General features: G+C 57.8%; 18 protein-coding genes. 8 read left to right on the top strand and 10 right to left on the bottom strand.

From position 1 onward, the window contains the following. Positions 1–102 precede the first annotated feature (102 nt). From F451_RS0115125 to F451_RS0115115, 3 genes are read left to right on the top strand one after another with little or no spacing between them, the layout of a single operon-like run. Positions 103–1,389, top strand: coding sequence for a YeaH/YhbH family protein (locus F451_RS0115125; protein WP_020682231.1), 1,287 nt, complete (start codon positions 103–105; stop codon positions 1,387–1,389). Further along, positions 1,386–2,912: a SpoVR family protein gene (locus tag F451_RS0115120; protein WP_020682230.1), complete on the top strand. Its 1,527-nt coding sequence runs from the start codon at positions 1,386–1,388 to the stop codon at positions 2,910–2,912. The genes F451_RS0115125 and F451_RS0115120 overlap by 4 nt, the downstream gene beginning before the upstream one ends. Before the next feature lie 45 nt (positions 2,913–2,957). Further along, positions 2,958–3,320 (top strand): histidine triad nucleotide-binding protein, encoded by a 363-nt coding sequence (locus F451_RS0115115; RefSeq protein WP_020682229.1) that lies wholly within the window; start codon positions 2,958–2,960, stop codon positions 3,318–3,320. 89 nt (positions 3,321–3,409) lie between these two features. On the opposite strand, the gene F451_RS25690 is transcribed toward F451_RS0115115, so the two are convergent. Beyond that, positions 3,410–4,171 (bottom strand): glycerophosphodiester phosphodiesterase family protein, encoded by a 762-nt coding sequence (locus tag F451_RS25690; RefSeq protein WP_020682228.1) that lies wholly within the window; start codon positions 4,169–4,171, stop codon positions 3,410–3,412. Positions 4,172–4,460: 289 nt separating this feature from the next. Between F451_RS25690 and F451_RS25685 the strand changes: the two genes are divergently transcribed. Continuing rightward, positions 4,461–5,687 (top strand): Bcr/CflA family multidrug efflux MFS transporter, encoded by a 1,227-nt coding sequence (locus F451_RS25685; protein WP_020682227.1) that lies wholly within the window; start codon positions 4,461–4,463, stop codon positions 5,685–5,687. Between the two features lie 219 nt (positions 5,688–5,906). On the opposite strand, the gene acnA is transcribed toward F451_RS25685, so the two are convergent. The 3 genes from acnA to F451_RS0115085 form a co-directional block, all read right to left on the bottom strand. Beyond that, positions 5,907–8,591 (bottom strand): aconitate hydratase AcnA, encoded by a 2,685-nt coding sequence (gene acnA, locus F451_RS0115095; RefSeq protein ID WP_020682225.1) that lies wholly within the window; start codon positions 8,589–8,591, stop codon positions 5,907–5,909. A 129-nt stretch (positions 8,592–8,720) separates the two neighbouring features. Next, the gene (locus F451_RS0115090) at positions 8,721–9,137 is read right to left on the bottom strand and encodes a VOC family protein (RefSeq protein ID WP_020682224.1); all 417 of its coding nucleotides are present in this window, start codon (positions 9,135–9,137) and stop codon (positions 8,721–8,723) included. Between the two features lie 53 nt (positions 9,138–9,190). Continuing rightward, positions 9,191–9,805, bottom strand: coding sequence for a LysE/ArgO family amino acid transporter (locus F451_RS0115085; protein ID WP_020682223.1), 615 nt, complete (start codon positions 9,803–9,805; stop codon positions 9,191–9,193). A gap of 124 nt (positions 9,806–9,929) precedes the next feature. Between F451_RS0115085 and F451_RS0115080 the strand changes: the two genes are divergently transcribed. The 4 genes from F451_RS0115080 to F451_RS0115065 all read left to right on the top strand — a co-directional run bounded on the left by F451_RS0115080 (position 9,930) and on the right by F451_RS0115065 (position 13,256). After that, positions 9,930–10,850: a LysR family transcriptional regulator ArgP gene (locus tag F451_RS0115080; RefSeq protein WP_020682222.1), complete on the top strand. Its 921-nt coding sequence runs from the start codon at positions 9,930–9,932 to the stop codon at positions 10,848–10,850. Positions 10,851–10,918: 68 nt separating this feature from the next. After that, positions 10,919–11,098 carry a hypothetical protein gene (locus F451_RS27800; RefSeq protein WP_156826508.1) on the top strand — a complete coding sequence of 60 codons (180 nt, stop codon included), beginning with the start codon at positions 10,919–10,921 and terminating at the stop codon, positions 11,096–11,098. Beyond that, positions 11,085–12,032, top strand: a complete 948-nt coding sequence (locus F451_RS0115070) for a bifunctional enoyl-CoA hydratase/phosphate acetyltransferase (protein ID WP_020682220.1) — start codon at positions 11,085–11,087, stop codon at positions 12,030–12,032. Before F451_RS27800 ends, F451_RS0115070 begins: the two co-directional genes overlap by 14 nt. 30 nt (positions 12,033–12,062) lie before the next feature. After that, complete coding sequence (locus tag F451_RS0115065; protein WP_020682219.1) at positions 12,063–13,256, top strand: acetate/propionate family kinase; 1,194 nt, start codon at positions 12,063–12,065, stop codon at positions 13,254–13,256. A gap of 118 nt (positions 13,257–13,374) precedes the next feature. On the opposite strand, the gene rlmB is transcribed toward F451_RS0115065, so the two are convergent. From rlmB to mazG, 6 genes are all read right to left on the bottom strand, one after another. Continuing rightward, complete coding sequence (rlmB, locus tag F451_RS0115060; RefSeq protein ID WP_020682218.1) at positions 13,375–14,118, bottom strand: 23S rRNA (guanosine(2251)-2'-O)-methyltransferase RlmB; 744 nt, start codon at positions 14,116–14,118, stop codon at positions 13,375–13,377. Between the two features lie 446 nt (positions 14,119–14,564). Then, positions 14,565–14,855 (bottom strand): thiosulfate oxidation carrier complex protein SoxZ, encoded by a 291-nt coding sequence (locus tag F451_RS0115055; protein WP_083928444.1) that lies wholly within the window; start codon positions 14,853–14,855, stop codon positions 14,565–14,567. Beyond that, on the bottom strand, positions 14,852–15,322 hold the full coding sequence (locus tag F451_RS25680) for a thiosulfate oxidation carrier protein SoxY (RefSeq protein ID WP_169434520.1): 471 nt from the start codon (positions 15,320–15,322) through the stop codon (positions 14,852–14,854). The genes F451_RS0115055 and F451_RS25680 overlap by 4 nt, the downstream gene beginning before the upstream one ends. A 157-nt stretch (positions 15,323–15,479) precedes the next feature. Further along, positions 15,480–16,130: an adenylate kinase gene (adk, locus tag F451_RS0115045; RefSeq protein WP_020682215.1), complete on the bottom strand. Its 651-nt coding sequence runs from the start codon at positions 16,128–16,130 to the stop codon at positions 15,480–15,482. A 328-nt stretch (positions 16,131–16,458) separates the two neighbouring features. After that, positions 16,459–19,062, bottom strand: a complete 2,604-nt coding sequence (gene ppc, locus F451_RS0115040) for a phosphoenolpyruvate carboxylase (protein WP_020682214.1) — start codon at positions 19,060–19,062, stop codon at positions 16,459–16,461. Between the two features lie 291 nt (positions 19,063–19,353). Further along, on the bottom strand, positions 19,354–20,163 hold the full coding sequence (mazG, locus tag F451_RS0115035) for a nucleoside triphosphate pyrophosphohydrolase (protein WP_020682213.1): 810 nt from the start codon (positions 20,161–20,163) through the stop codon (positions 19,354–19,356). Between the last annotated feature and the right edge of the window lie 3 nt (positions 20,164–20,166).

Genomic DNA, 20,166 nt, shown 5'->3' with positions numbered 1-20,166 from the left:
TCTTGCCTGTCACTGGTTGCTGTCGCCCCCAACACGGGCTCGATGTCCCCTGTTACGCCGCATCGGCCGGTGTAGCGGGGGACGTCGGCTAAGGAGCAGGGTATGAGTTACATTATTGATCGCCGCCTTAACGCAAAAAAGAAGAGCACCGTAAACCGGCAGCGCTTCCTGCGTCGCTATCGCAAGCATATTAAACGGGCGGTAGAAGAAGCGGTCAATCAACGTTCAATCAGGGATATAGAACAGGGTGGCCAGGTCACGATTCCCAGTCGAGACATCTCTGAGCCCATCTTTCACCACGGTGACGGAGGCCAGCGGCAACGGATTTACCCGGGTAACAAGGAGTACATGGAGGGTGATGAATTTCGACGGCCCCAGGGTGGAGGCGGAAGCGGGAGTGGCAAGGGGAAAGCCAGCAACCAGGGCGAAGGGATGGATGACTTTACCTTCAACATCAACCAGGAAGAATTTCTCGACTTCCTGTTTGAAGGTCTTGAGCTGCCTTACATGGTCAAAAAGAAGCTGCGCGATGCCACCCAGACCGAAACACGACGGGCGGGTTTTACCACTTCGGGATCGCCGGAAAAGCTCCATATCGTTCGTTCCCTGCGGGCCGCACATGCACGGCGTATTGCGCTGTCTGGCAAAGAGCGGCGCCAGGTACGTGAGCTGAAGAAAGAACTATGGAAGCTCGAAGACGCGCCTACAGACCCTGAAAATACCAAACGCCGCGAGCTGCTGCGGGCGGAAATCGACGCACTCGAAAAGAAAATCCGCAAGCTGCCCTTTATCGATGATTTTGATCTGAAATTCACCAACCTGGTGCGGGTGCCGGTACCGTCCAGCAAGGCGGTCATGTTCTGTGTCATGGACGTGTCCGGCTCCATGACACAGGCCATTAAGGACATGGCCAAACGGTTCTTTATCCTGCTCTACCTGTTCCTGACCCGGAACTACAAACAGATTGAAGTGGTCTTTATTCGCCACCATACCCACGCCAAGGAAGTGGACGAAGAAGAATTCTTTTACTCTCGGGAAACCGGCGGCACTATCGTGTCCAGCGCCCTGACACTGACCGGCGATGTCATTCGAGACCGCTACCCGGCGGGCGACTGGAACATCTATGTCGCCCAGGCCTCCGATGGCGATAACTGGGATGGCGACTCCGATGCCTGCCGCCAGATACTGATCAACCGGGTACTGCCGTACGTGCAGTATTATGCCTACGTCGAAATCACCACCGGGCCGCACCAGAACCTCTGGCTGGAATACGAGCGGGTACGCGAAGCCTACCCGGAAACCTTTGCGATGCACCAGATCGAGGAAGCGTCCGACATTTACCCAGTCTTTCGAAAATTGTTTGCACGGAAAATGGAAGGTGCCGCATGAGTCGTCCGGCAAAGAAAAAACAACCGCTATCCACCGGCTCAGAATGGACCTTTGAGCTAATAGAGGCCTATGACCGGGAAATTGCCCGTCTGGCGAAGGGGTTTCGCCTGGACACCTACCCCAACCAGATAGAGATCATTACGTCTGAACAGATGATGGATGCATACTCTTCCATCGGCATGCCGCTGAACTACAACCACTGGTCCTTTGGCAAGCAGTTCGTTGAAACCGAACAACGCTACAAGCGTGGGCAAATGGGGCTGGCGTATGAAATCGTCATCAATTCCAACCCCAGCATTGCCTACCTGATGGAAGAGAACACCATGACCATGCAGGCTCTGGTCATTGCCCATGCCTGCTACGGCCATAACTCTTTTTTCAAGGGCAACTACCTGTTCCGAACCTGGACGGATGCCTCCGCCATCATCGACTATCTGCTGTTCGCCAAGAAATATATTGCCGACTGTGAGGAACGCTACGGAGCAGAAGCGGTGGAGGAACTGCTGGACTCTTGCCACGCCCTGATGAATTACGGCGTTAACCGCTACAAACGGCCCCAGCCGCTGACCGCAGAGGAAGAGCGCCAGCGCCAGCGCGACCGGGAAGAATACATCCAGCGCCACCTGAACGACCTCTGGAACACGATCCCGCAGAAGGAAGAACAGGAAACTCACCGGGTTTCACACTTTCCCAAGGATCCTGAGGAAAACATCCTCTATTTCATCGAGAAAAATGCACCGCTGCTGGAACCCTGGCAACGGGAAATCGTGCGCATTGTGCGCAAGATCTCGCAGTACTTTTATCCGCAGAAGCAAACCCAGGTCATGAACGAGGGCTGGGCCTGCTTCTGGCACTACAACCTGCTCTATGGCCTGTACGACGAGGGGCTGGTGACCGACGGCTTCATGATGGAGTTTCTGCACAGCCACTCCAGCGTGGTCTACCAACCGCCGTTTGACTCACCCTATTTTAATGGTATCAATCCGTACACCCTGGGCTACAACATGATGCAGGACATTCGCCGTATCTGTGAGCATCCCACGGACGAAGACCGCGAATGGTTCCCACAGCTGGCCGGCACCGACTGGCTTGATGCCGTCCATTACGCCATGCAGAACTTCAAGGATGAGAGCTTCATCCAGCAATACCTCTCACCGGCCCTGATTCGGGAACTCAAACTATTTGAAATTTACGACGATGCCGAAAGTCCCACACTCAAGGTGTCGGCTATCCATAATGAAGCAGGCTACCAGCGTATTCGCGAGGACCTCTCGGCCCAGTACAACCTGGGCAACCGGGAACCCAACATTCAGGTTTATAACGTCGATGTTCGCGGAGACCGCTCCCTGACCCTGCGCCACTACATGTATAATAATCAGCCGCTGGGGGAAAGTTCGGAAGAAGTCCTGCGGCATCTGCACAGGCTCTGGGGTTTTGACGTCCACCTCGAATCCGTCAAGGCCGACGATACCGTCTGTGCGCAATATCATTGTCCGCCGCGCGAAGTGCTCGAAACGCTATGATACCTTGGCGGCGGCCAACTCAATTCTGGCGCCAAGAGGGCTGATATGGACTGTTTGTTCTGCAAAATAATACAAGAGGAAATTCCGGCCGCGATCATTTACGAAGACGAAAAAGTGATTGCATTCAACGATATCAATCCGCAGGCGCCCTTTCATGCGTTGGTTATTCCACGCCAGCACATCAGGACGCTAAACGATATTACTGAACCGGATCGCGAGCTTGTAGGCCACATGATCATGGTGGCCGCAAAGCTCGCCGAACAACAGGGCTTTGCCGGTGATGGCTACCGCACGGTTCTTAACTGCAACGAGCATGGTGGCCAGACGGTCTTCCATATTCACCTGCATGTGCTGGGTGGCAAGGCCATGGGGTGGCCACCCTACCAGGCAAAACTCAAGACGCTATAACGGCTGTTGAACACCAGCACCGGCCCTGCGACAGTCACTGTACTGTTGCAGGGTCATAGCCCGGTTAATAAGACCGGCCAAGGCAGCCACTAGTGCGCATCGCGCGCTTCCTGCTCGCAGTTCAGTGCATAACGCATCTCTCCGATGTCGAAGGTTTCCACCAGTTCGATCCCTCTTTGCATCAGTGCCTGCGCCATTCCCGCCTGGGCGACCTCAAACACGGCCAACCGGGCTTGCTGCCACGCCAGCGGACCTTCCGGCAACGCGCTGACCTCAAGAAACAGGAACTCTGGCATAAGCTGCTGTAACTGCTGATCGTCGGCCTCGGGCCACTGATCCTGCACAACGCCGATACGCCACCCCAGCGCAGCTGCCTGCTGCAGAATCTCGCGGTCGTAACTGATCAACACGACCTGATCCATCACCGCGGCGAGCCCTGATGCCGCTGCCTGTAAAAATTCGCGCCGTCCAAAATGCTCAATGGATCCACGCTTGAGCTCGATGAAAAAAACCACGTCGGGAAACTGCTGCATCAGCAGACGCAGACCGGACAGGGTTGCCAGGGACTCCCCCTCAAAGGCCTCTCCAAAGCGAGACGGATAATGGCAGGAAAGCGCCGACAGCTCGGCGCGATGCAGCGCCTGAACGGTACCGCCGCGCCCACACAGACGCTGCGTGTCATCGTCGTGGAAGACCACCACAACACGATCAGCACTGAGCTGTATATCGACTTCCACAAACTGCGCACCGGCATTGAGGGCTTCTCGCACCGCCAGCAGTGTGTTTTCGGGATAACGGGCGGCATAACCGCGATGTGCAACCAGACGATCTGACCATGGAATGTCCATCATGTCCGTTCCTCTGTACATTTATTGGATCAGAACAAACCGACATTAGCGCAAATACTGCAACAGTCAGTTCGCAAAACACCGCCGGCAATATCACCCGCGGGGTGATAGAATGCTTCTCATTACCCAGTTTAGTCCGACTGGCGTCACTTTTTCAGTTTGTGTGATTACCAGCTTCACTGACCCAGCAGCACCAGAACCCGTATGCGACGGATCGATTCAGTTTTCTGACGTTATCGTCACGGTATCTCACGTCTAGATAGTCCCCCTTTACACTGCAGATAACGTAACTATGAGCAGCAACAAAACCTTTATCGTCATCCTCGGCCTGCTGATCGGGCTCACACCGCTGGCAATCGACATGTACCTGCCCAGCATGCCGACCATCGCCAGCGGGCTTGACGCCTCCACCGAAGCGGTACAGCAGAGCCTGACCGTCTTCCTGATTGGATTTTCTCTGCCGCAACTCTTTTTTGGCCCACTGTCCGATGCCCTGGGGCGGCGCTTCGTCATTATTGCCGGCGTACTGCTGTTTATCCTGGGCAGTGTTCTGTGCGCCCTCGCCACGGATATAAACGGGCTATTGATAGCCCGTGCGCTGCAGGCGACTGGCGCTGCAGCCATGGCCGTAACAGTGCCGGCACTGGTCAGGGACCGTTTCAAGGGGGCGGATTTTGCCCGCACCATGAGCGTTATCATGATGGTCATGGCGGTCGCTCCGCTGATCGCCCCCATGCTGGGAGCACTGGTACTCTATCTCGCAAGCTGGCGCATGATTTTCTGGGTGCTTGTGCTGGTTGCGGCCATCGGGCTGACGCTATTTTACTGCCATGTCGACGAAACGCTGGCGCCAGAAAAGCGCACACCACTGCGCCCGGCCGTCCTGATTCACAACTACGGCATCCTGCTGCGTGATCGCCACGCGCTGGGCCACATGCTCAGTGCAGGCTTCATGTTTGCCGGCATGATGGCCTTCGTTGCAGCATCTCCCTTTGTCTATATCGAACTGTTTGGCGTTGCCGCAGAGCACTATGGGTTATTGTTCAGCCTGAATGTCATCGCCCTGATGGCGCTCACAATGCTGGCTAACCGCTTTACACACCTGGGTTCAAAACGCTTATTGCAGCTGACCTTTGTGCTAATCACACTGGTGAGCACGCTGTTGATCGTGCTCAGTGTCCTTACAGAACCCGCGCTGGCGCTGATTGTGCTGGCCTGTGTATTCTTTATCGGCACCTTCGGCATCATTAGTGCGCACACTTTGTCGGAGGTCATGAATCGCTTTTCCACTATATCGGGCAGCACCTCGGCGCTGGGTGGCTCACTGCGTTTTGGTGTTGGGTCGCTGGGTGGAGCAGCTGTCGGGCTGCTCCACAACGGTACTTCGGTGCCGATGACCCTGGTCATGGCCGCGTGCGGAATCCTGGCCGTTGTCTCCTTCCTGGCAGCCGGCCAACCCCCCGCGCCAGATCCTGTCGAGACGGATGTACAGGCTGATACCTCCATCAAGGCAGCCTGACAGGCTTCTTGCTATTAACCCTGCGGGTTACTACATGAAGCAGGTATGTTTCATCACTGGGCCTTCTTTTGAAAAAGATGGCCCAATGCGAACCCCACCTCTTCCGCTTCTAAGAATCCAGCACGTTCACCCACTTGCACCCACGCTTTCGGGTTAAAGAGCATCAGGGGTGGCGGACAAATAGGCAGGGAGCCTGCTTGTCCGCCACGTTAACAATGATCAGTGTGCGGCGCCGGCCAGGTTGCGCAGCACATACTGCAAAATGCCGCCGTGGCGATAGTATTCCCACTCAACTGGCGTATCGATGCGTACCCTGACCTGGAAACGGCACTGGCTGCCATCCGGCGCCGTGGCCCTGACCTCGATCTCGGCCGGTTCATCGTCGACCGGGCCAATGTCAAACAGCGCCTGGGCGTGCAGCCCCAGGCTCTCGGCAGACTCACCCTCCTTGAACTGCAGGGCAAGTACGCCAAAGCCCACCAGGTTGGAGCGATGGATACGTTCGAAACTCTCGGCAATAACGGCTCCAATACCCAGCAGCCGCGTCCCCTTCGCCGCCCAGTCACGACTGGAGCCCGTGCCATATTCTTTGCCCGCCAGCACAACCAGGGGGACAGCCTCCTGCTGATAGCGCATTGCCGCATCAAAGATGCTGAGCTGCTCACCGGAGGGAAAGTGTGTAGTCCAGCCGCCCTCGGTGCCAGGTGCCAGCTGGTTTCTGAGCCGTATATTGGCAAAGGTACCGCGCATCATCACTTCGTGGTTGCCCCGCCTGGAACCATAGCTGTTGAAATCGGCCGGCTGAACACCCAGCTGCTGCAGATACTGGCCCGCCGGGCTGTCTGCGCTGATGGCGCCTGCTGGCGAGATATGGTCAGTGGTAATGGAATCGCCCACACGCACCAGGCAGCGCGCCCCCTGCACCGCCTTTGGCGGCACCGGCTGTGCACTCATGCCGTCAAAATACGGTGGATGTTTGATGTAGCTGGAATCAGGCCATTGATACGTTGTGCCCTGGGGCAGCGGCAGCGCCCGCCAGAATTCAGGCCCTTCAAAAACATCGGCATAACGGCGCTGAAACATGTCCGCATTGATGCATTTATGCAACAGCGCCTGTATTTCCTGCTGCTCGGGCCAGATGTCTTTCAGATAGACGGGCTTGCCTTTCGAATCCTGCCCCAGTGGATCCTGATACAGGTCCACCGTCATGCTGCCGGCCAGTGCATAGGCCACCACCAGCGGTGGTGATGCCAGATAGTTGGTTTTGACCTCGGGATGAATCCGTCCCTCAAAATTGCGGTTGCCCGACAGTACCGACGACACCATCAGGTTTCCGTCGGCAATCGCCCGGCTGATCTGTGGCCGCAGCGGCCCCGAGTTGCCGATACAGGTGGTGCAACCAAAGCCCACCAGGTTGAATCCCAGCGCGGCCAATGGCTTCATCAGTCCGGCGGACTCCAGGTAGGCGCTTACCACCTGGGAACCCGGCGCCAGCGAGGTTTTGACCCAGGGCTTGGTTTTCAGCCCCAGCTCATGGGCCTTTTTGGCCACCAGGCCGGCTGCCAGCATCACTGCAGGATTGGACGTGTTGGTACAGGATGTAATGGCCGCGATGACCACATCACCGTGGCGCAACAGGTGCTGTTCACCATCGAGTTCACAGGCAACACCGCCATCCTGCATCGGGACTTTTGGATCGACCGTGCCGTTCTCCTCCCGCAGCGCGCTGACAAACGCTCGCTTGGCATTAGTCAGGTCAATGCGGTCCTGAGGCCGTCTGGGGCCCGCAATGCTGGGCACTACTGACGCCAAATCGAGCTCCAGCACTTCGCTGTACTCAGCCTGCGCGCTGGAGCTGTCGTGCCAGAGCTGCTGTTCCCGTGCATAGGTTTCCACCAATCTGCGCTGCTCGGCGCTGCGGCCGGATAACTCCAGGTAACGCAGGGTTTCGCTGTCGATCGGAAAGATGCCACAGGTCGCACCGTACTCGGGCGCCATGTTGGCAATGGTGGCACGGTCTGCCAGCGGCAGTTCGCCCAGGCCATCGCCAAAAAATTCGACAAACTTGCCGACTACGCCATGACTGCGCAGCATTTCTGTCACGCGTAGCACCAGATCGGTCGCCGTAGCGCCTTGCGACAGGCGCCCTTGCAATCGCACGCCCACGACGCTTGGCAACAGCATCGTGACGGGCTGCCCCAGCATCGCGGCTTCCGCCTCAATACCGCCGACGCCCCAGCCCAGCACACCCAGGCCATTAATCATGGTTGTGTGAGAGTCTGTACCAACCAGGGTATCGGGATAGGCCTGCAGCACGCCGTCACGTTCCTGAGTCATCACGACCTGGGCGAGGTATTCCAGGTTAACCTGATGCACGATACCGGTGCCGGGCGGAACGACGCGGAAATTGGCAAACGCCGTTTGGCCCCAGCGCAGAAACTGATAGCGTTCGGCATTACGTTCAAACTCAATACGGGTATTCAAATCCAGCGCCTGATCAGAGCCGTAATGATCCACCATGACCGAATGATCGATCACCAGATCCACCGGCTGCAGCGGATTGATCAACTCAGGGTCACCGCCTAGATTGACCATTGCGTCCCGCATGGCGGCAAGATCCACCACCACCGGCACGCCGGTGAAATCCTGCAGCACGACACGCGACGGTGTAAAGGCAATCTGATCGCTGGCCTCAGCTCCCGCTTGCCAGCGGCACAACGCCTCTATATCGGACGGCCGCACGTTCAGTCCATCTTCCAGGCGCAGCAGATTTTCCAGGAGAATTTTGAGGCTGTAGGGTAACCGACTGATACCATACTGAGCCTCCAGCACGTCCAGCCTGTAGATTTCATAGGTCTTGTCACCCAGATCGAGCGTATCGCGCGCACCAAAGCTGTTGTTCATACATCGTCTCCCTGTTTGAGCCACCGCCTACCCCACCGGCAGCCGCTATCTTTCTAACCGACAACACAACCCCATTGCCGTTCAGCCCGGTGTAAGAACTTTTGCGATGTAGATGTGACGGAAAGTGGGTTAGTCCCCACCCATCTGGACAGGCCCTTTCAGTTCCAGTGTATTGCCCTCCGGATCCTTGATATAGAACGAGGGCCCGGCACCCTCGGCACCGTAACGCGACTCAATGGGACTGACGTCAATATTCTCGGCCACGAGGTACGCGCGAATAGCCTGAGCATCAAAAGGCTCTAGCCGCAGACAAAAGTGATCCATATTACGGCCCTCGACACCCGCGGCTCTGCCACCCGCCGCCCCCAGCTCCCCATCAACCGTAATCAGGTCAATCAGTACACGCCCGGCACGCAGCTGATAAAGCCCCAAATCCGCCTTTGCCCGCTCAAGCGTGCAGCCAAGCACTCGACAGTAAAAGTCCAGCATCGGCTCGAGCTGCTTCACCCGCAACACCAGGTGGTCGATATCCCGTATGTGAATCATGCGTATCCTGCCCTGTCTGACTCCCTGAATAGTAGCAGCCAGGAGCGCCCCGACTAAAGCACCAGGCTCAGTGCAATACTCCACATCATCAGACACACGAAGCTGTCGAGCACCCGCCAGGCACGAGGGTTGCGAAACAGCGGCGCCAGCTTCGGAGCGCCCAGGCCCAACATCAAAAACCATGTAAAGGATGCCAGAACGGCACCGCCACCAAACCAGTAGCGCAGGCTGTCGCCGTACTGGGTCGCGACACCGCCAAGCAGCACAACCGTATCCAGATAGGCATGAGGATTCAGCAGACTGACTGCCAGCGTCGTTAGCAGGGCCGACTTGAGGGACCCGGCACCGTGCCCCGTCATCTCCAGGCCCGCCGGCTGCAGCGCACTGCGTAACGCCCGGTAACCGTAGTAGAACAAAAAGAGCGCACCAAGCATACGCGCCAATTCCAGCAATAGCGGCGATTCGCTGATCAACACACCCATGCCCAAAATCCCCAGGCAGATCAGCAGCGTATCGCTGCAACTGCACAGCAGAGCGATGGGCCAGTGATACTGGCGTCGTACTCCCTGTGCCAGCAGAAAGGCATTCTGTGCGCCGATGGCAATGATCAGGCCGCCCCCCGTAACAAACCCCTGCAACAGGACGCTGGACTGAAGTGCAGTATTCATCAAGTATTTCCCGTAATCGAAACCCGCCCCTTTCGGGCGAGAGAGTGAAGATGCGCGCAATATTGACCACCACGACAAAGTAAGTAAAACTGATATTTCTGATAACAAATTAGCAGAACTAATAATGCTGGATTATCGACAGATTCAGGCGCTGGCCGCCGTGATTGAAGAGCAGAGTTTTGAGCGCGCCGCGGCCTCGTTGCATATCACCCAATCGGCCGTATCACAGCGCCTCAAGCAACTCGAAGAACGACTCGGCCAGGCGCTGGTGGTGCGCTCCAGCCCGGTGCGGGTAACGTCAGCAGGCCAACAGGTGCTAAAACACTACCGCCAGGTCAGCCTGCTGCAAAAGGAATTGCTCAAAGAAGTCTATAACGCCGAAGACAACAGCTTTACCCGCCTCTCCCTGGGACTCAATGCCGACAGCCTGAGCAGCTGGTTTTTGCCGGCACTGCAACCTTTGCTGGAGACGGAAAAAATTCTGCTGGATTTAAAAGTCGATGACCAGGATCAGACCCACCATCTGCTGCGCACCGGTGAGGTTATCGGCTGCATCACCGCCAGCCCGCAGGCAATGCAGGGCTGCAACTGCATTCCACTGGGCGTCACCCCTTACCGCTGCCTGGTATCGCCGTCCTACATAGAAAATTATCTGGGTGGCACGGTGACGGCCGAAGGCCTGCGCAGGGCTCCGGCAGTGGAATATAACCACAAAGATGCGCTGCATTGTCGCTACCTGGAACGCTTTTACGGACTGGCGGCCGGCGACTTCCCGCGTCACCGCGTTCCCTCGCCCGACGCATTTATTGACCTGATCGTACGGGGCTTTGGCGCTGGCATGGTGCCGGACCAACAAAGCAGCAGCTTTCTGGCCAAAGGCCTGGTGGTGGATCTGGCCCCCGGCAACTACCTCGCCGTTCCGCTGTACTGGCACGTCTGGAACCTGAAGACCCCGCTGGCACGGCGCCTCACTGATACCCTGTTACGCGGTGCGCAAAAGCTGCTCGACCCCTTTTCCGCGCACCCTGTCCTTACGCACCCCTAACCGGGTGTTGAAAAGCGTCATCAAGGCAGCCGAGGCTGCGACAAAAACAGCTGGGTTTAGTGAGCTAAATGAGCACTTTGAGCCTGCTTTTAACACTGCATTCGGCACCGCAGGTAAATGTCCAGCAGCCTGCTCAGGCAGGGATCATGATCCAGATCAGTCCCGGCTTTTTTGAACTGCATCATAATAATGAGATCATCGTGTCTCTGGAAAAGCCGACAGGAGCGTTGACGCATGCTAACCATTGAAAAACCGCCCGCACAGCAACAGCTCGAGTTTTTTATCCGCCAGGCCCGTCAGGCGCGTCCCATCCGTACCGCTGTGGTGCATCCAGTTGATCACAACGCTCTGGCCGGCGCGCTGAGCGCCGCCGATCAGGGTCTGATCGAACCGGTTCTGATTGGCCCGCAGCATCGTATTCAGGACCTCGCCGACAGGGAACAGCTGGTGCTGGCTAACATTGAAATCATCGATGTGCCCCATAGCCATGCAGCGGCGGAAAAAGCCTGCGACCTGGTACGCGAAGGCAGCGTCGAGGCACTCATGAAAGGCGCTCTGGCCACGTCGGAACTGTTAAGCGCGGTGCTTCACAAGACACTGGGCATCAGAACCGAAAGACGGCTGAGTCATGTGTTTGTATTTGATATACCCAACTATCACAAGCCGCTGGTGATTACCGATGCCGCCATCAACGTGGCACCCGATCTGTCGGTCAAACGGGACATCGTGCAAAATGCCATCGAGTTCTGCCAGGTCCTGGGCATTGAAAGGCCGCGCGTTGCCATCCTTGCTGCGGTCGAGAAAATAGTTCCGAGTATGCAAAGTACGCTGGATGCAGCCGCGCTGTGCAAGATGTCGGACCGGGGTCAGATCACGGGGGGCATCCTGGATGGCCCGCTGGCATTTGATAATGCCATTTCCCGCCAGGCCGCGCTCGACAAGCACATAGAGTCGCAGGTATCAGGCGAAGCCGATATCCTGCTGGCGCCCGATCTCGAGTCCGCCAATATGATTGCCAAGCAGCTGGTCTACCTTGCCAATGCCGAGTCAGCCGGAATCGCCCTGGGGGCCCGGGTACCGATCATCCTGACCAGCCGGTCCGACAACACACTGACACGCCTGGCCTCCTGCGCCCTCGCCTCTCATATTGTGCACGAACGTGAAACCATAAGGGTTCCCTGACTCCCTACTTGAATAAGGATCATCTCAAGCATGAAGTGTATTTTGGCGGTCAATGGCGGCTCTTCCAGCCTGAAGTGCGGCCTTTACGAACCCGGCAAGGGTGTATCGAAGCTGCGCTATCGCTTCAAGCTCAGTGATGCACTGGGTACGCCGAGTCTGGCGATTACTGACGGTCAGGGCCACCAGCTCGCACAGCTAAATCCCGACTTCAGCCAGGTTCCCTCCAGCCAGCGTCACCTAAGCGAGCTGAAACTGGTGCTTGACTGGATCGCAACACACTTGCCCGAGATCGAGATCCAGGCAGCGGGACACCGTGTTGTGCACGGCGGCGAGCAGTTTTCCGCCCCCACCCTGGTTGACGATACCCTGATCGAAAGCCTGCACCAGCTCAGCTCACTGGCACCGCTGCACCAGCCGTACAATATTGCGCTGATTCGAGCCTGCCAGAAATATTTACCGGGGATACCGCAGGTCGCCTGCTTTGACACCATGTTTCATGTCGGTCAATCCGAACTGGAACGTTATTACGCCATCCCGGCCCGCTATACCCAGGATGGTATTCACCGCTATGGCTTTCATGGCCTGTCCTATCAGTACATCCAGCGCCAGCTTGAAACACAGCGCCGGGGCCTGGGGCGCAGCCTGATCTGCCACTTCGGCTCCGGCGCCAGCATGTGTGCCGTACGCGACAGCCTTTCGGTTGCCTCCAGCATGGGGTTTACCGCCCTCGATGGCCTGCCCATGGGCAGCCGCTGCGGCAACATTGACCCGGGCGTACTGCTCTACCTGATGCGCCACTATGCACTGGATATCGATGCCCTGGAGCAGATTTTGAACAAGCAAAGCGGCTGGCTGGGCGTATCGGGGGTCAGTTCGGATATGCTCGAGCTGCATGCCAGTGGCACACCGGCAGCCGAGGCCGCTATCGACATGTTCTGCTATCGCGCTGCGCTGGAGGCCGGGCGTCTCAGTGCAGCCATGGAAGGCCTTGATCGCGTGGTCTTCACCGGCGGTGTGGGCGAAAATGATGCGGATGTCCGCGCCCGCATTCTCAAGCGCCTGAAATGGCTCGGTGTAACGGTGGATCCCGCAGCCAATGCCGCCGGCTCAACGCTGATCAGCGGGCCTGATAGCCAGGTCGATGTGCTGGTGATCCCCACACACGAAGGGGCGATGATCGCCCAGCACTGCCATGAACTGCTGTACAGCAACGGGTGCCGTTAACCTGTCAGCCAACCCGGCATCCGTGCCTGATTAACCGCGAACTGCGGAACCCGGGGCAGGCTCCGCAGCCGAGCAGGGGTATCTTCATCCAGGTGCAACATGCACGACCGCGGTCGTATCAGGCCTCTCGACGCTGACGCACCGCTTCAAACAGGCACACGCCTGCGGCCACTGATACGTTCAGACTGCTGACCTCACCGGACATCGGAATCTTGACCAGGTGATCGCAGTTTTCACGGGTCAGGCGCCTCATTCCCTTGCCTTCTGCGCCCATGATCAGCGCCATGGGCCCGGTCAGGCTGGCATCATAGACCATCTGCTCGGCCTCCCCCGCCGTACCGGTAATCCAGATACCGCGCTGCTGTAGCATCTGCAACGTGCGCGCGAGGTTGGTTACCTGCACATAGGGCACAACCTCGGCAGCACCGCAGGCCACCTTGGAAACAGTGGAGTTCAACGGCGCCGACTTGTCCTTTGGCGCGATCACCGCCTGCACGCCGGCCGCATCTGCCGTGCGCAGACAGGCGCCCAGGTTGTGCGGATCCGTGACGCCATCCAGAATCAGCAGAAAGGGTGCTGCCTCCAGCCCATCCAGTAACTGATCCAGAAAGCCTTCATCCTTGGACAAAATGGGATCGCAGAGCACGAGCACACCCTGATGCACACCGCCGTCCGACAGACGGTCCAGCTCCTGACGGCTGACGCGCTCGGGCCGCACATGCACCGGTGCCGCCAGGTCAATCACCTGCTGGATACGCTCGTCATTGCGCCCCTGCTGCACCAGCAGGCGCTTGATACGTTTGGAGTCCCGTTTCAGCGCCGTACGTACCGCATGCTGGCCGAACAGAATTTCGTCTTCCATTGGAGTTGCTCCTGTACCCGGCTTGAGTACCGGGATGCCGGGCCAGGATTCCAGATCCCGCTCGGGTTAATCGTGTTTGCACGTACTGTGGCCACGCGCAGTGATTTCGCATGCCTGCCGCCACGTTGATCTGCGGCCTCATCCCCTGGCATGACGCACCAGCGAACACGGCAACGGCCTGAGATGTTGTCAGGGGTGCATTATAGGGCGCGTATTATCCCCAACTCGGGGCAAAAAACCCAGCGCCTGACGACGTCTGATGATGGCTAAGACTGCCCCTGAGTGAAGGCCAGCGCCAGCCTCGACGACTAAAGCCATCAGGACGCCGTTTAAGCGGTCTGATCGAGGATGCTGGAGCGAGACGCAAGCCTGCCAGCCGGGGTTGGCATCTGCGATAAGCCTGTCGGACTTAACACTGAATGAGTGCCCAAAGGCCCACCAGGCTGTTAGGTAATCTCGTGGCTGTGAGAACCATTTGCTCCCTGACTGTCGCTCCAGCTGATAACCAGGGTACCGCCAGCTGTACCCCGAAAGCGAAAGCGCAGAAAGGGGTCCTGCGACACCGCCGGAGAGAGTTCGGCGCCAAACACCTTCTCGCCCCGGTAACGCACATTGAGCATACGAATAAACACAGCCTGCGCTGCATCAGCCATACAGCCAGATTGAGCCGCCATTGCGTGCTCCAGAAACAGGCGAACAGTGACGATGTCCCCACTGATCGTGGTCTCGATTCTCACTGTGCACCCTCGTCGTTTAGCCCGCCTGTACAGCCATCAAGAACAACTCGCACCGGCTGACTGTTTCTGAACAGCTGACCATTGGACTCCACCACCACCGAGACCTCGCTGGATCTGGCTAAACGAATACGGGCCGCGATCTCGGGCAGGGTATTAGGTCCGAACTCGAACAATGCCGCCAGCGGCCGCGGGTTTTCGTGCACCAACAGGGCAAGGCGGGATACATTGGGCAAGTGGGTCTGCACCATAACCGGGACCAGCCCCCCCTGATGAGCCGTGGTGGGTAGCTTCAATTCGATCTCCAGCGCGGTCACCGTATCGCTGCGACCAAAGGCCGCGGTGAGCGCTGCATCCATGCCCGCACTGTCAAACGCATGCGCGTTCCAGTTGGCCAATGCACGCAGCGGCACCAGCACCAGCGCCGACATAACAACACCCAACCGCCCAACAAACACTCGACGTCGCATGCAAAGACTCCCTGCTCTGTGATTCTCACCCCCTGACATCACGGCGAGAATACCTTAAAGCCCGGATTGAGGCAGCCTTTGCGACAACGGCCTGTATTCAGGCCAGAGACAAAAAGGCCGCTGAGATCAGCGGCCCTTGGCTCGGCGACGCGAAGAATCAGAGCGCGGCAAAAATATTGTCGCGGATCTGCTCGACAGAGCCGACACCCGGAATGTAAACATAGCGCGGCGCACTCGCAGCATCAGCCTCAGCCCAGCTCTTGTAGTAGCTGATCAGCGGTGCGGTCTGCTCATCGTATACCTTCAGGCGAGCCCGTACGGTCTCTTCCTTGTCGTCCTCACGCTGAATCAGGTCTTCGCCGGTTACATCATCCTTGCCTTCAACCTTGGGCGCATTGAAAACAACATGGTAAGTACGGCCCGAACCCGGGTGAACGCGACGGCCGCTCATGCGCTTGATGATTTCTTCATTGTCGACGTCAATTTCCACCACGGCGTCAATCTTCACGCCGGCATCCTTGAGCGCATCAGCCTGGGGAATGGTGCGCGGGAAACCATCAAACAGGAATCCATTGGCGCAGTCATCCTCAGTAATACGCTCCTGTACCAGACCGATAATGATGTCATCGGACACCAATTGACCTGCATCCATTACGGCCTTGGCCTTGATACCCAGCGGGGTGCCGGCCTTGACAGCGGCGCGCAGCATATCACCGGTAGAGATCTGCGGAATGTTGAATTTTTCGGTAAGGTACTGCGCCTGTGTGCCTTTACCGGCGCCAGGGGCGCCCAGAAGAATAATACGCATTAACGGTTGGCTCCTACTCTTATTAAATCACAAAACACTAAAAATCTGCTTCGCGTAGCTGCACGGCCGTCAGCAACTGATAACCCATGCTCTGGACAGTAGCGAGTCCAATGCTCTGGAACAATGCGACATTAGCACTAACACACTGAGGAAAAAGCAGTGCAACAGCGATGAAAGCTGCCGCCTGCGGCGATGCCTGGCACGCGATTTTTCGTCAGTAAACTAGCGTCTTAGCATACGCACAGGCGCTACCTGCACGTAAAAAGGGTATTGAGGGTATGCTAAAAGCGGGGTCGTCATCAACCCCGCCAGTGGTCCTGACCAAAAATCAGCCCGTATTGCGCATACCCGCCGAGATACCTGACATGCTCACCATCAGAGCCCGCTCCAGCCGACTGTCAGGCTGAGTACGATCACGCAACAGCAACTCAGCCTGCAGAAAGTGCAGCGGATCGATATAGGGATTACGAACTTCGATCGACTGACGAATCACCGGATTTTCGGCCAATAACTGCGTCTGCTGCCTGACCTGCTTCACCAGTTCGACACTGTTGCGCAGGCGACTGCGCAGACTCGAACCGAGCACCCGCAGCTCTTCGGATACCAGGCGTGCATCGTAGTAAGCCGAAATGTCCGGATCACTTTTGGCCAGCACCATTTCCAGCATGTCGATATTGGCACGAAAAAACGGCCAGTCACGATACATGGTGTGCAGCAAGGGCAGCTGATCCGCTACCGCCTCCTGCAACGCACTGTCCGACCCCAGCCAGGCCGGAAGCATCAGGCGAGTCTGTGTCCAGGCAAAGATCCAGGGTATTGCGCGCAGACTCTCGATACCACCGTCTGTGCGTCGTTTGGCGGGACGCGAACCCAGCGGCAGCTTGGCCAGTTCCTGCTCCGGTGTCGCGCATCGGAAGTACTGCACAAAATGCTCATCCTCGCGCACCACAGCACGGTATTCCTTCAGTCCGCGCTTTGCCATGCGCTCCATCTGACTGCGCCATTGCGGCTGCGGACCCGGCGCCGGGTCCAGCGTTGCCTGCAGTACGGCCGCGGTATACAGCTCCATGTTGCGGATAGCGATTTCCGGAATCCCGAATTTGAAGCGAATCATCTCGCCCTGCTCGGTAACCCGCAAACCATGGTCCACCGACCCCGGTGGCTGAGCCAGAATGGCGGTATGGCTCGGGCCACCACCACGGGCCACAGTACCACCACGGCCGTGAAACAGGGTCAGCTGAACCTGATGCTTGCGGCACACGGCAGTGAGCTCTTCCTGAGCCTGGAACTGCCCCCAGGCGGCCGCCAGCTGACCGGCATCCTTGGCGGAGTCAGAATAGCCGATCATGACTTCCTGGTGGCCCTGAATGTAATCCTGGTACCAGTCCAGCGACAGTAACGCATCAATACAACCATGCGCCCCCTGAAGGTCCGACAGGGTTTCAAACAGCGGCACCACGCGCATGTTGTGCCCGATGCCCGCCTCCTGCAGCAGCAGGATCACACCGAGTACGTCGGAGGGCTGACTGGCCATGGAGATCACATAGCTGCCCAGCGAGTTCACCTCGGAGGCCGCCACCACCTTGCACGTGTCCAGCACTTCCTGCACCAGCGCGGAGGGTTGCCAGGCCCTGGGGAGCAAAGGACGCCGACTGTTCAGTTCGGTCAACAGAAACTGCTGGCGCTTCGCCTCATCCCAGTCGCTGTAGCAGCCCAGACCGTAGAAGTCGGTCAGTTCATCAAACACGCCCGCATGGCGATCGGCATTCTGGCGAATATCCAGTTTGACCAGTGTCATTCCGAAACAGGCAATGCGTCTGATCACATCCTGCAGCCGGCCCTGGGCGATAATCTGCATGCCACAGTCCTGCAACGATTGGTGGCACAATAATAGCGGCTGCAACAGATCCTGTTCGTGCAACAGCACATCCCCGGCGGGCACCGGTTTACCATCAAGTTGCGCCTTGAGCCAGACTTTAGTGCGACCCAGTGCGGCCCGCACCTGACCCAGCAGTTTACGGTAGGGTTCGGATGCGTCCCCGACCCGCGCCCGCATTTCGGCGTTGCACTGGTTCATCGAGAGTTCGGCCCGCAGCTGATCGATATCCCGGTAATACAGATCCGCAGCCATCCAGCGCGATACGAGCAGTACTTCACGGGTGACGCTGGCGGTCACATTGGGGTTGCCATCACGATCCCCGCCCATCCAGGATGAATAACGCACCGGGCAGCAATCCAGCGGCAGGCCTTCACCCAGCACTTCCTGCAGCTGCTCATCAAGGGCACGCAGGAACTTGGGTACGGCCTTCCAGAGAGAGTTTTCAATCACGGCGAAGCCCCATTTGGCTTCGTCCACCGGCGTTGGGCGCTGCTGACGAATTTCGTCGGTGTGCCAGATCTCACTGACAAGTTCGCGCAGGCGATGCTGCACCTTTTCACCCCGATCGAGACGTTTGAGGCAGTCGGCAATATCATCGAACTTCTGAATCAGCGTACGGCGGTTAACTTCGGTCGGATGCGCGGTCAGCACCAGGTCTACGCTCAGCTTGCCAAGGCCATCGGCAATCTCGCGCACGCTGAAGCCACGGTCACTCAGGCGGTTAAACAGTTGAGCCAGCGACTCGGGGGCGTCTTTGCCCTTGTCCTCCAGGCGCCGGCGCACCCGGTGGTGCTCTTCGGCAATATTGGCCAGATTTAGAAACTGGGTAAAGGCCCGCGCGACCGGCAGTACCTCATCTTCGCTCAGTTCCTTCAGGGCGCTGAGGAGCTCAGCGTATTCACTGTTGTCTTCAAGGCGCCCGGCCTTGGCCAGCTTGCGAATGCGCTCTACCTTTTGCAGAAAAGCCTCGCCAAGCTGGTTCTCAATGGTCTGCCCAAGGCAATCCCCCAACATGCGAACATCATCACGCAACGCTTCATGCAGATCAGCCATCCAATCTCTCCCTTTGATGAAAATCAGCCGGGTTTAACGCCCGGGCCCAGTCGCATCTGCCCTTCGAGCATAATGGATTCGCAGCCGATAAGGTAAACGGAAAATATAGAAGATCGCAGTTTTTGGTAGATTTTACAAACCGACGCAGGGCTGCGCCGGTCAGGGACAACGTATCACTCGCAACAGCGCGAACAGGCGGGAGAAGACGTGCCTCAAACGCACCGGTCTGGTGCAATAGAGGGCGCAAAAAGGAGCACACAAAAACGGGGAACCTGCGCGCCTGGCGCCGTCCTAGAGACCGCGCACCTTGGCTTGATTCCAGAACGAATCGAGCTCATCGAGACTAAAGCTGTCCCAGTCACGCCCCGAGGCCTTTACGACACTTTCGATATACCCGAAGCGGCGCACAAACTTGGCATTGGTGCTACGCACAGCCGTTTCGGGATCAACCCCCAGATGGCGCGCAAGGTTGACCTGAGCAAACAGCAGGTCCCCCATTTCATCGGTGATTTCATCCTGCGCGCCGCGGGCGATGGCTTCACGCAGCTCGCTGATTTCCTCTTCGATCTTGTCGAGCACCAGCAACGGGTCATTCCAGTCAAACCCGACCCCGGACGCTCTCTTTTGCAGTTTAACCGCGCGGCTCAGGCCCGGCAGCGCCGCCGGTATATCATCCAGAACACCCAGGCTGGCCTTGCCTTCACGCTCTTCCTGCTTGATCAGCTCCCAGGTTTCGCTGACCTGCTGTTCGCTGCGCTGCATGTCGCCGGCACGGGATGCCAAGGTGCCGGCCGGAAACACATGGGGATGACGGCGCAGCAGCTTTCGAACGAGATTATCGACAATATCGGAAAAGTCGAAATGACCGCTCTCATCGCCGAGCCTGGCGTAAAAAATCACCTGGAACAGCAAATCACCAAGCTCGTCCTTGAGATGAGGCCAGTCCTGCCGCTCGATGGTGTCTGCCACCTCATAGGCTTCTTCCAGTGTATGGCGCACGATGCTGGCAAAGTTCTGCTTGAGATCCCAGGGACAGCCATCCTCGGGGTCACGCAGGCGCGCCATCAGGGTAAGCAAATCGTCCAGGTTGTACTCAGCCATTGG

Source organism: Marinobacterium rhizophilum DSM 18822 (genome assembly GCF_000378045.1).
GTDB classification, from domain to species: domain Bacteria; phylum Pseudomonadota; class Gammaproteobacteria; order Pseudomonadales; family Balneatricaceae; genus Marinobacterium_A; species Marinobacterium_A rhizophilum.
The sequence above is the reverse complement of the archived record's forward strand: the minus strand, read 5'-3'. Positions and strand labels throughout refer to the sequence as shown.

Coding starts and splice junctions, on each gene's coding strand:
- F451_RS0115125 (WP_020682231.1), top strand. CDS start 103: ATGAGTTACATTATTGATCGCCGCCTTAACGCAAAAAAGAAGAGCACC.
- F451_RS0115120 (WP_020682230.1), top strand. CDS start 1,386: ATGAGTCGTCCGGCAAAGAAAAAACAACCGCTATCCACCGGCTCAGAA.
- F451_RS0115115 (WP_020682229.1), top strand. CDS start 2,958: ATGGACTGTTTGTTCTGCAAAATAATACAAGAGGAAATTCCGGCCGCG.
- F451_RS25690 (WP_020682228.1), bottom strand. CDS start 4,171: ATGATGGACATTCCATGGTCAGATCGTCTGGTTGCACATCGCGGTTAT.
- F451_RS25685 (WP_020682227.1), top strand. CDS start 4,461: ATGAGCAGCAACAAAACCTTTATCGTCATCCTCGGCCTGCTGATCGGG.
- acnA (WP_020682225.1), bottom strand. CDS start 8,591: ATGAACAACAGCTTTGGTGCGCGCGATACGCTCGATCTGGGTGACAAG.
- F451_RS0115090 (WP_020682224.1), bottom strand. CDS start 9,137: ATGATTCACATACGGGATATCGACCACCTGGTGTTGCGGGTGAAGCAG.
- F451_RS0115085 (WP_020682223.1), bottom strand. CDS start 9,805: ATGAATACTGCACTTCAGTCCAGCGTCCTGTTGCAGGGGTTTGTTACG.
- F451_RS0115080 (WP_020682222.1), top strand. CDS start 9,930: ATGCTGGATTATCGACAGATTCAGGCGCTGGCCGCCGTGATTGAAGAG.
- F451_RS27800 (WP_156826508.1), top strand. CDS start 10,919: ATGAGCACTTTGAGCCTGCTTTTAACACTGCATTCGGCACCGCAGGTA.
- F451_RS0115070 (WP_020682220.1), top strand. CDS start 11,085: ATGCTAACCATTGAAAAACCGCCCGCACAGCAACAGCTCGAGTTTTTT.
- F451_RS0115065 (WP_020682219.1), top strand. CDS start 12,063: ATGAAGTGTATTTTGGCGGTCAATGGCGGCTCTTCCAGCCTGAAGTGC.
- rlmB (WP_020682218.1), bottom strand. CDS start 14,118: ATGGAAGACGAAATTCTGTTCGGCCAGCATGCGGTACGTACGGCGCTG.
- F451_RS25680 (WP_169434520.1), bottom strand. CDS start 15,322: ATGCGACGTCGAGTGTTTGTTGGGCGGTTGGGTGTTGTTATGTCGGCG.
- adk (WP_020682215.1), bottom strand. CDS start 16,130: ATGCGTATTATTCTTCTGGGCGCCCCTGGCGCCGGTAAAGGCACACAG.
- ppc (WP_020682214.1), bottom strand. CDS start 19,062: ATGGCTGATCTGCATGAAGCGTTGCGTGATGATGTTCGCATGTTGGGG.
- mazG (WP_020682213.1), bottom strand. CDS start 20,163: ATGGCTGAGTACAACCTGGACGATTTGCTTACCCTGATGGCGCGCCTG.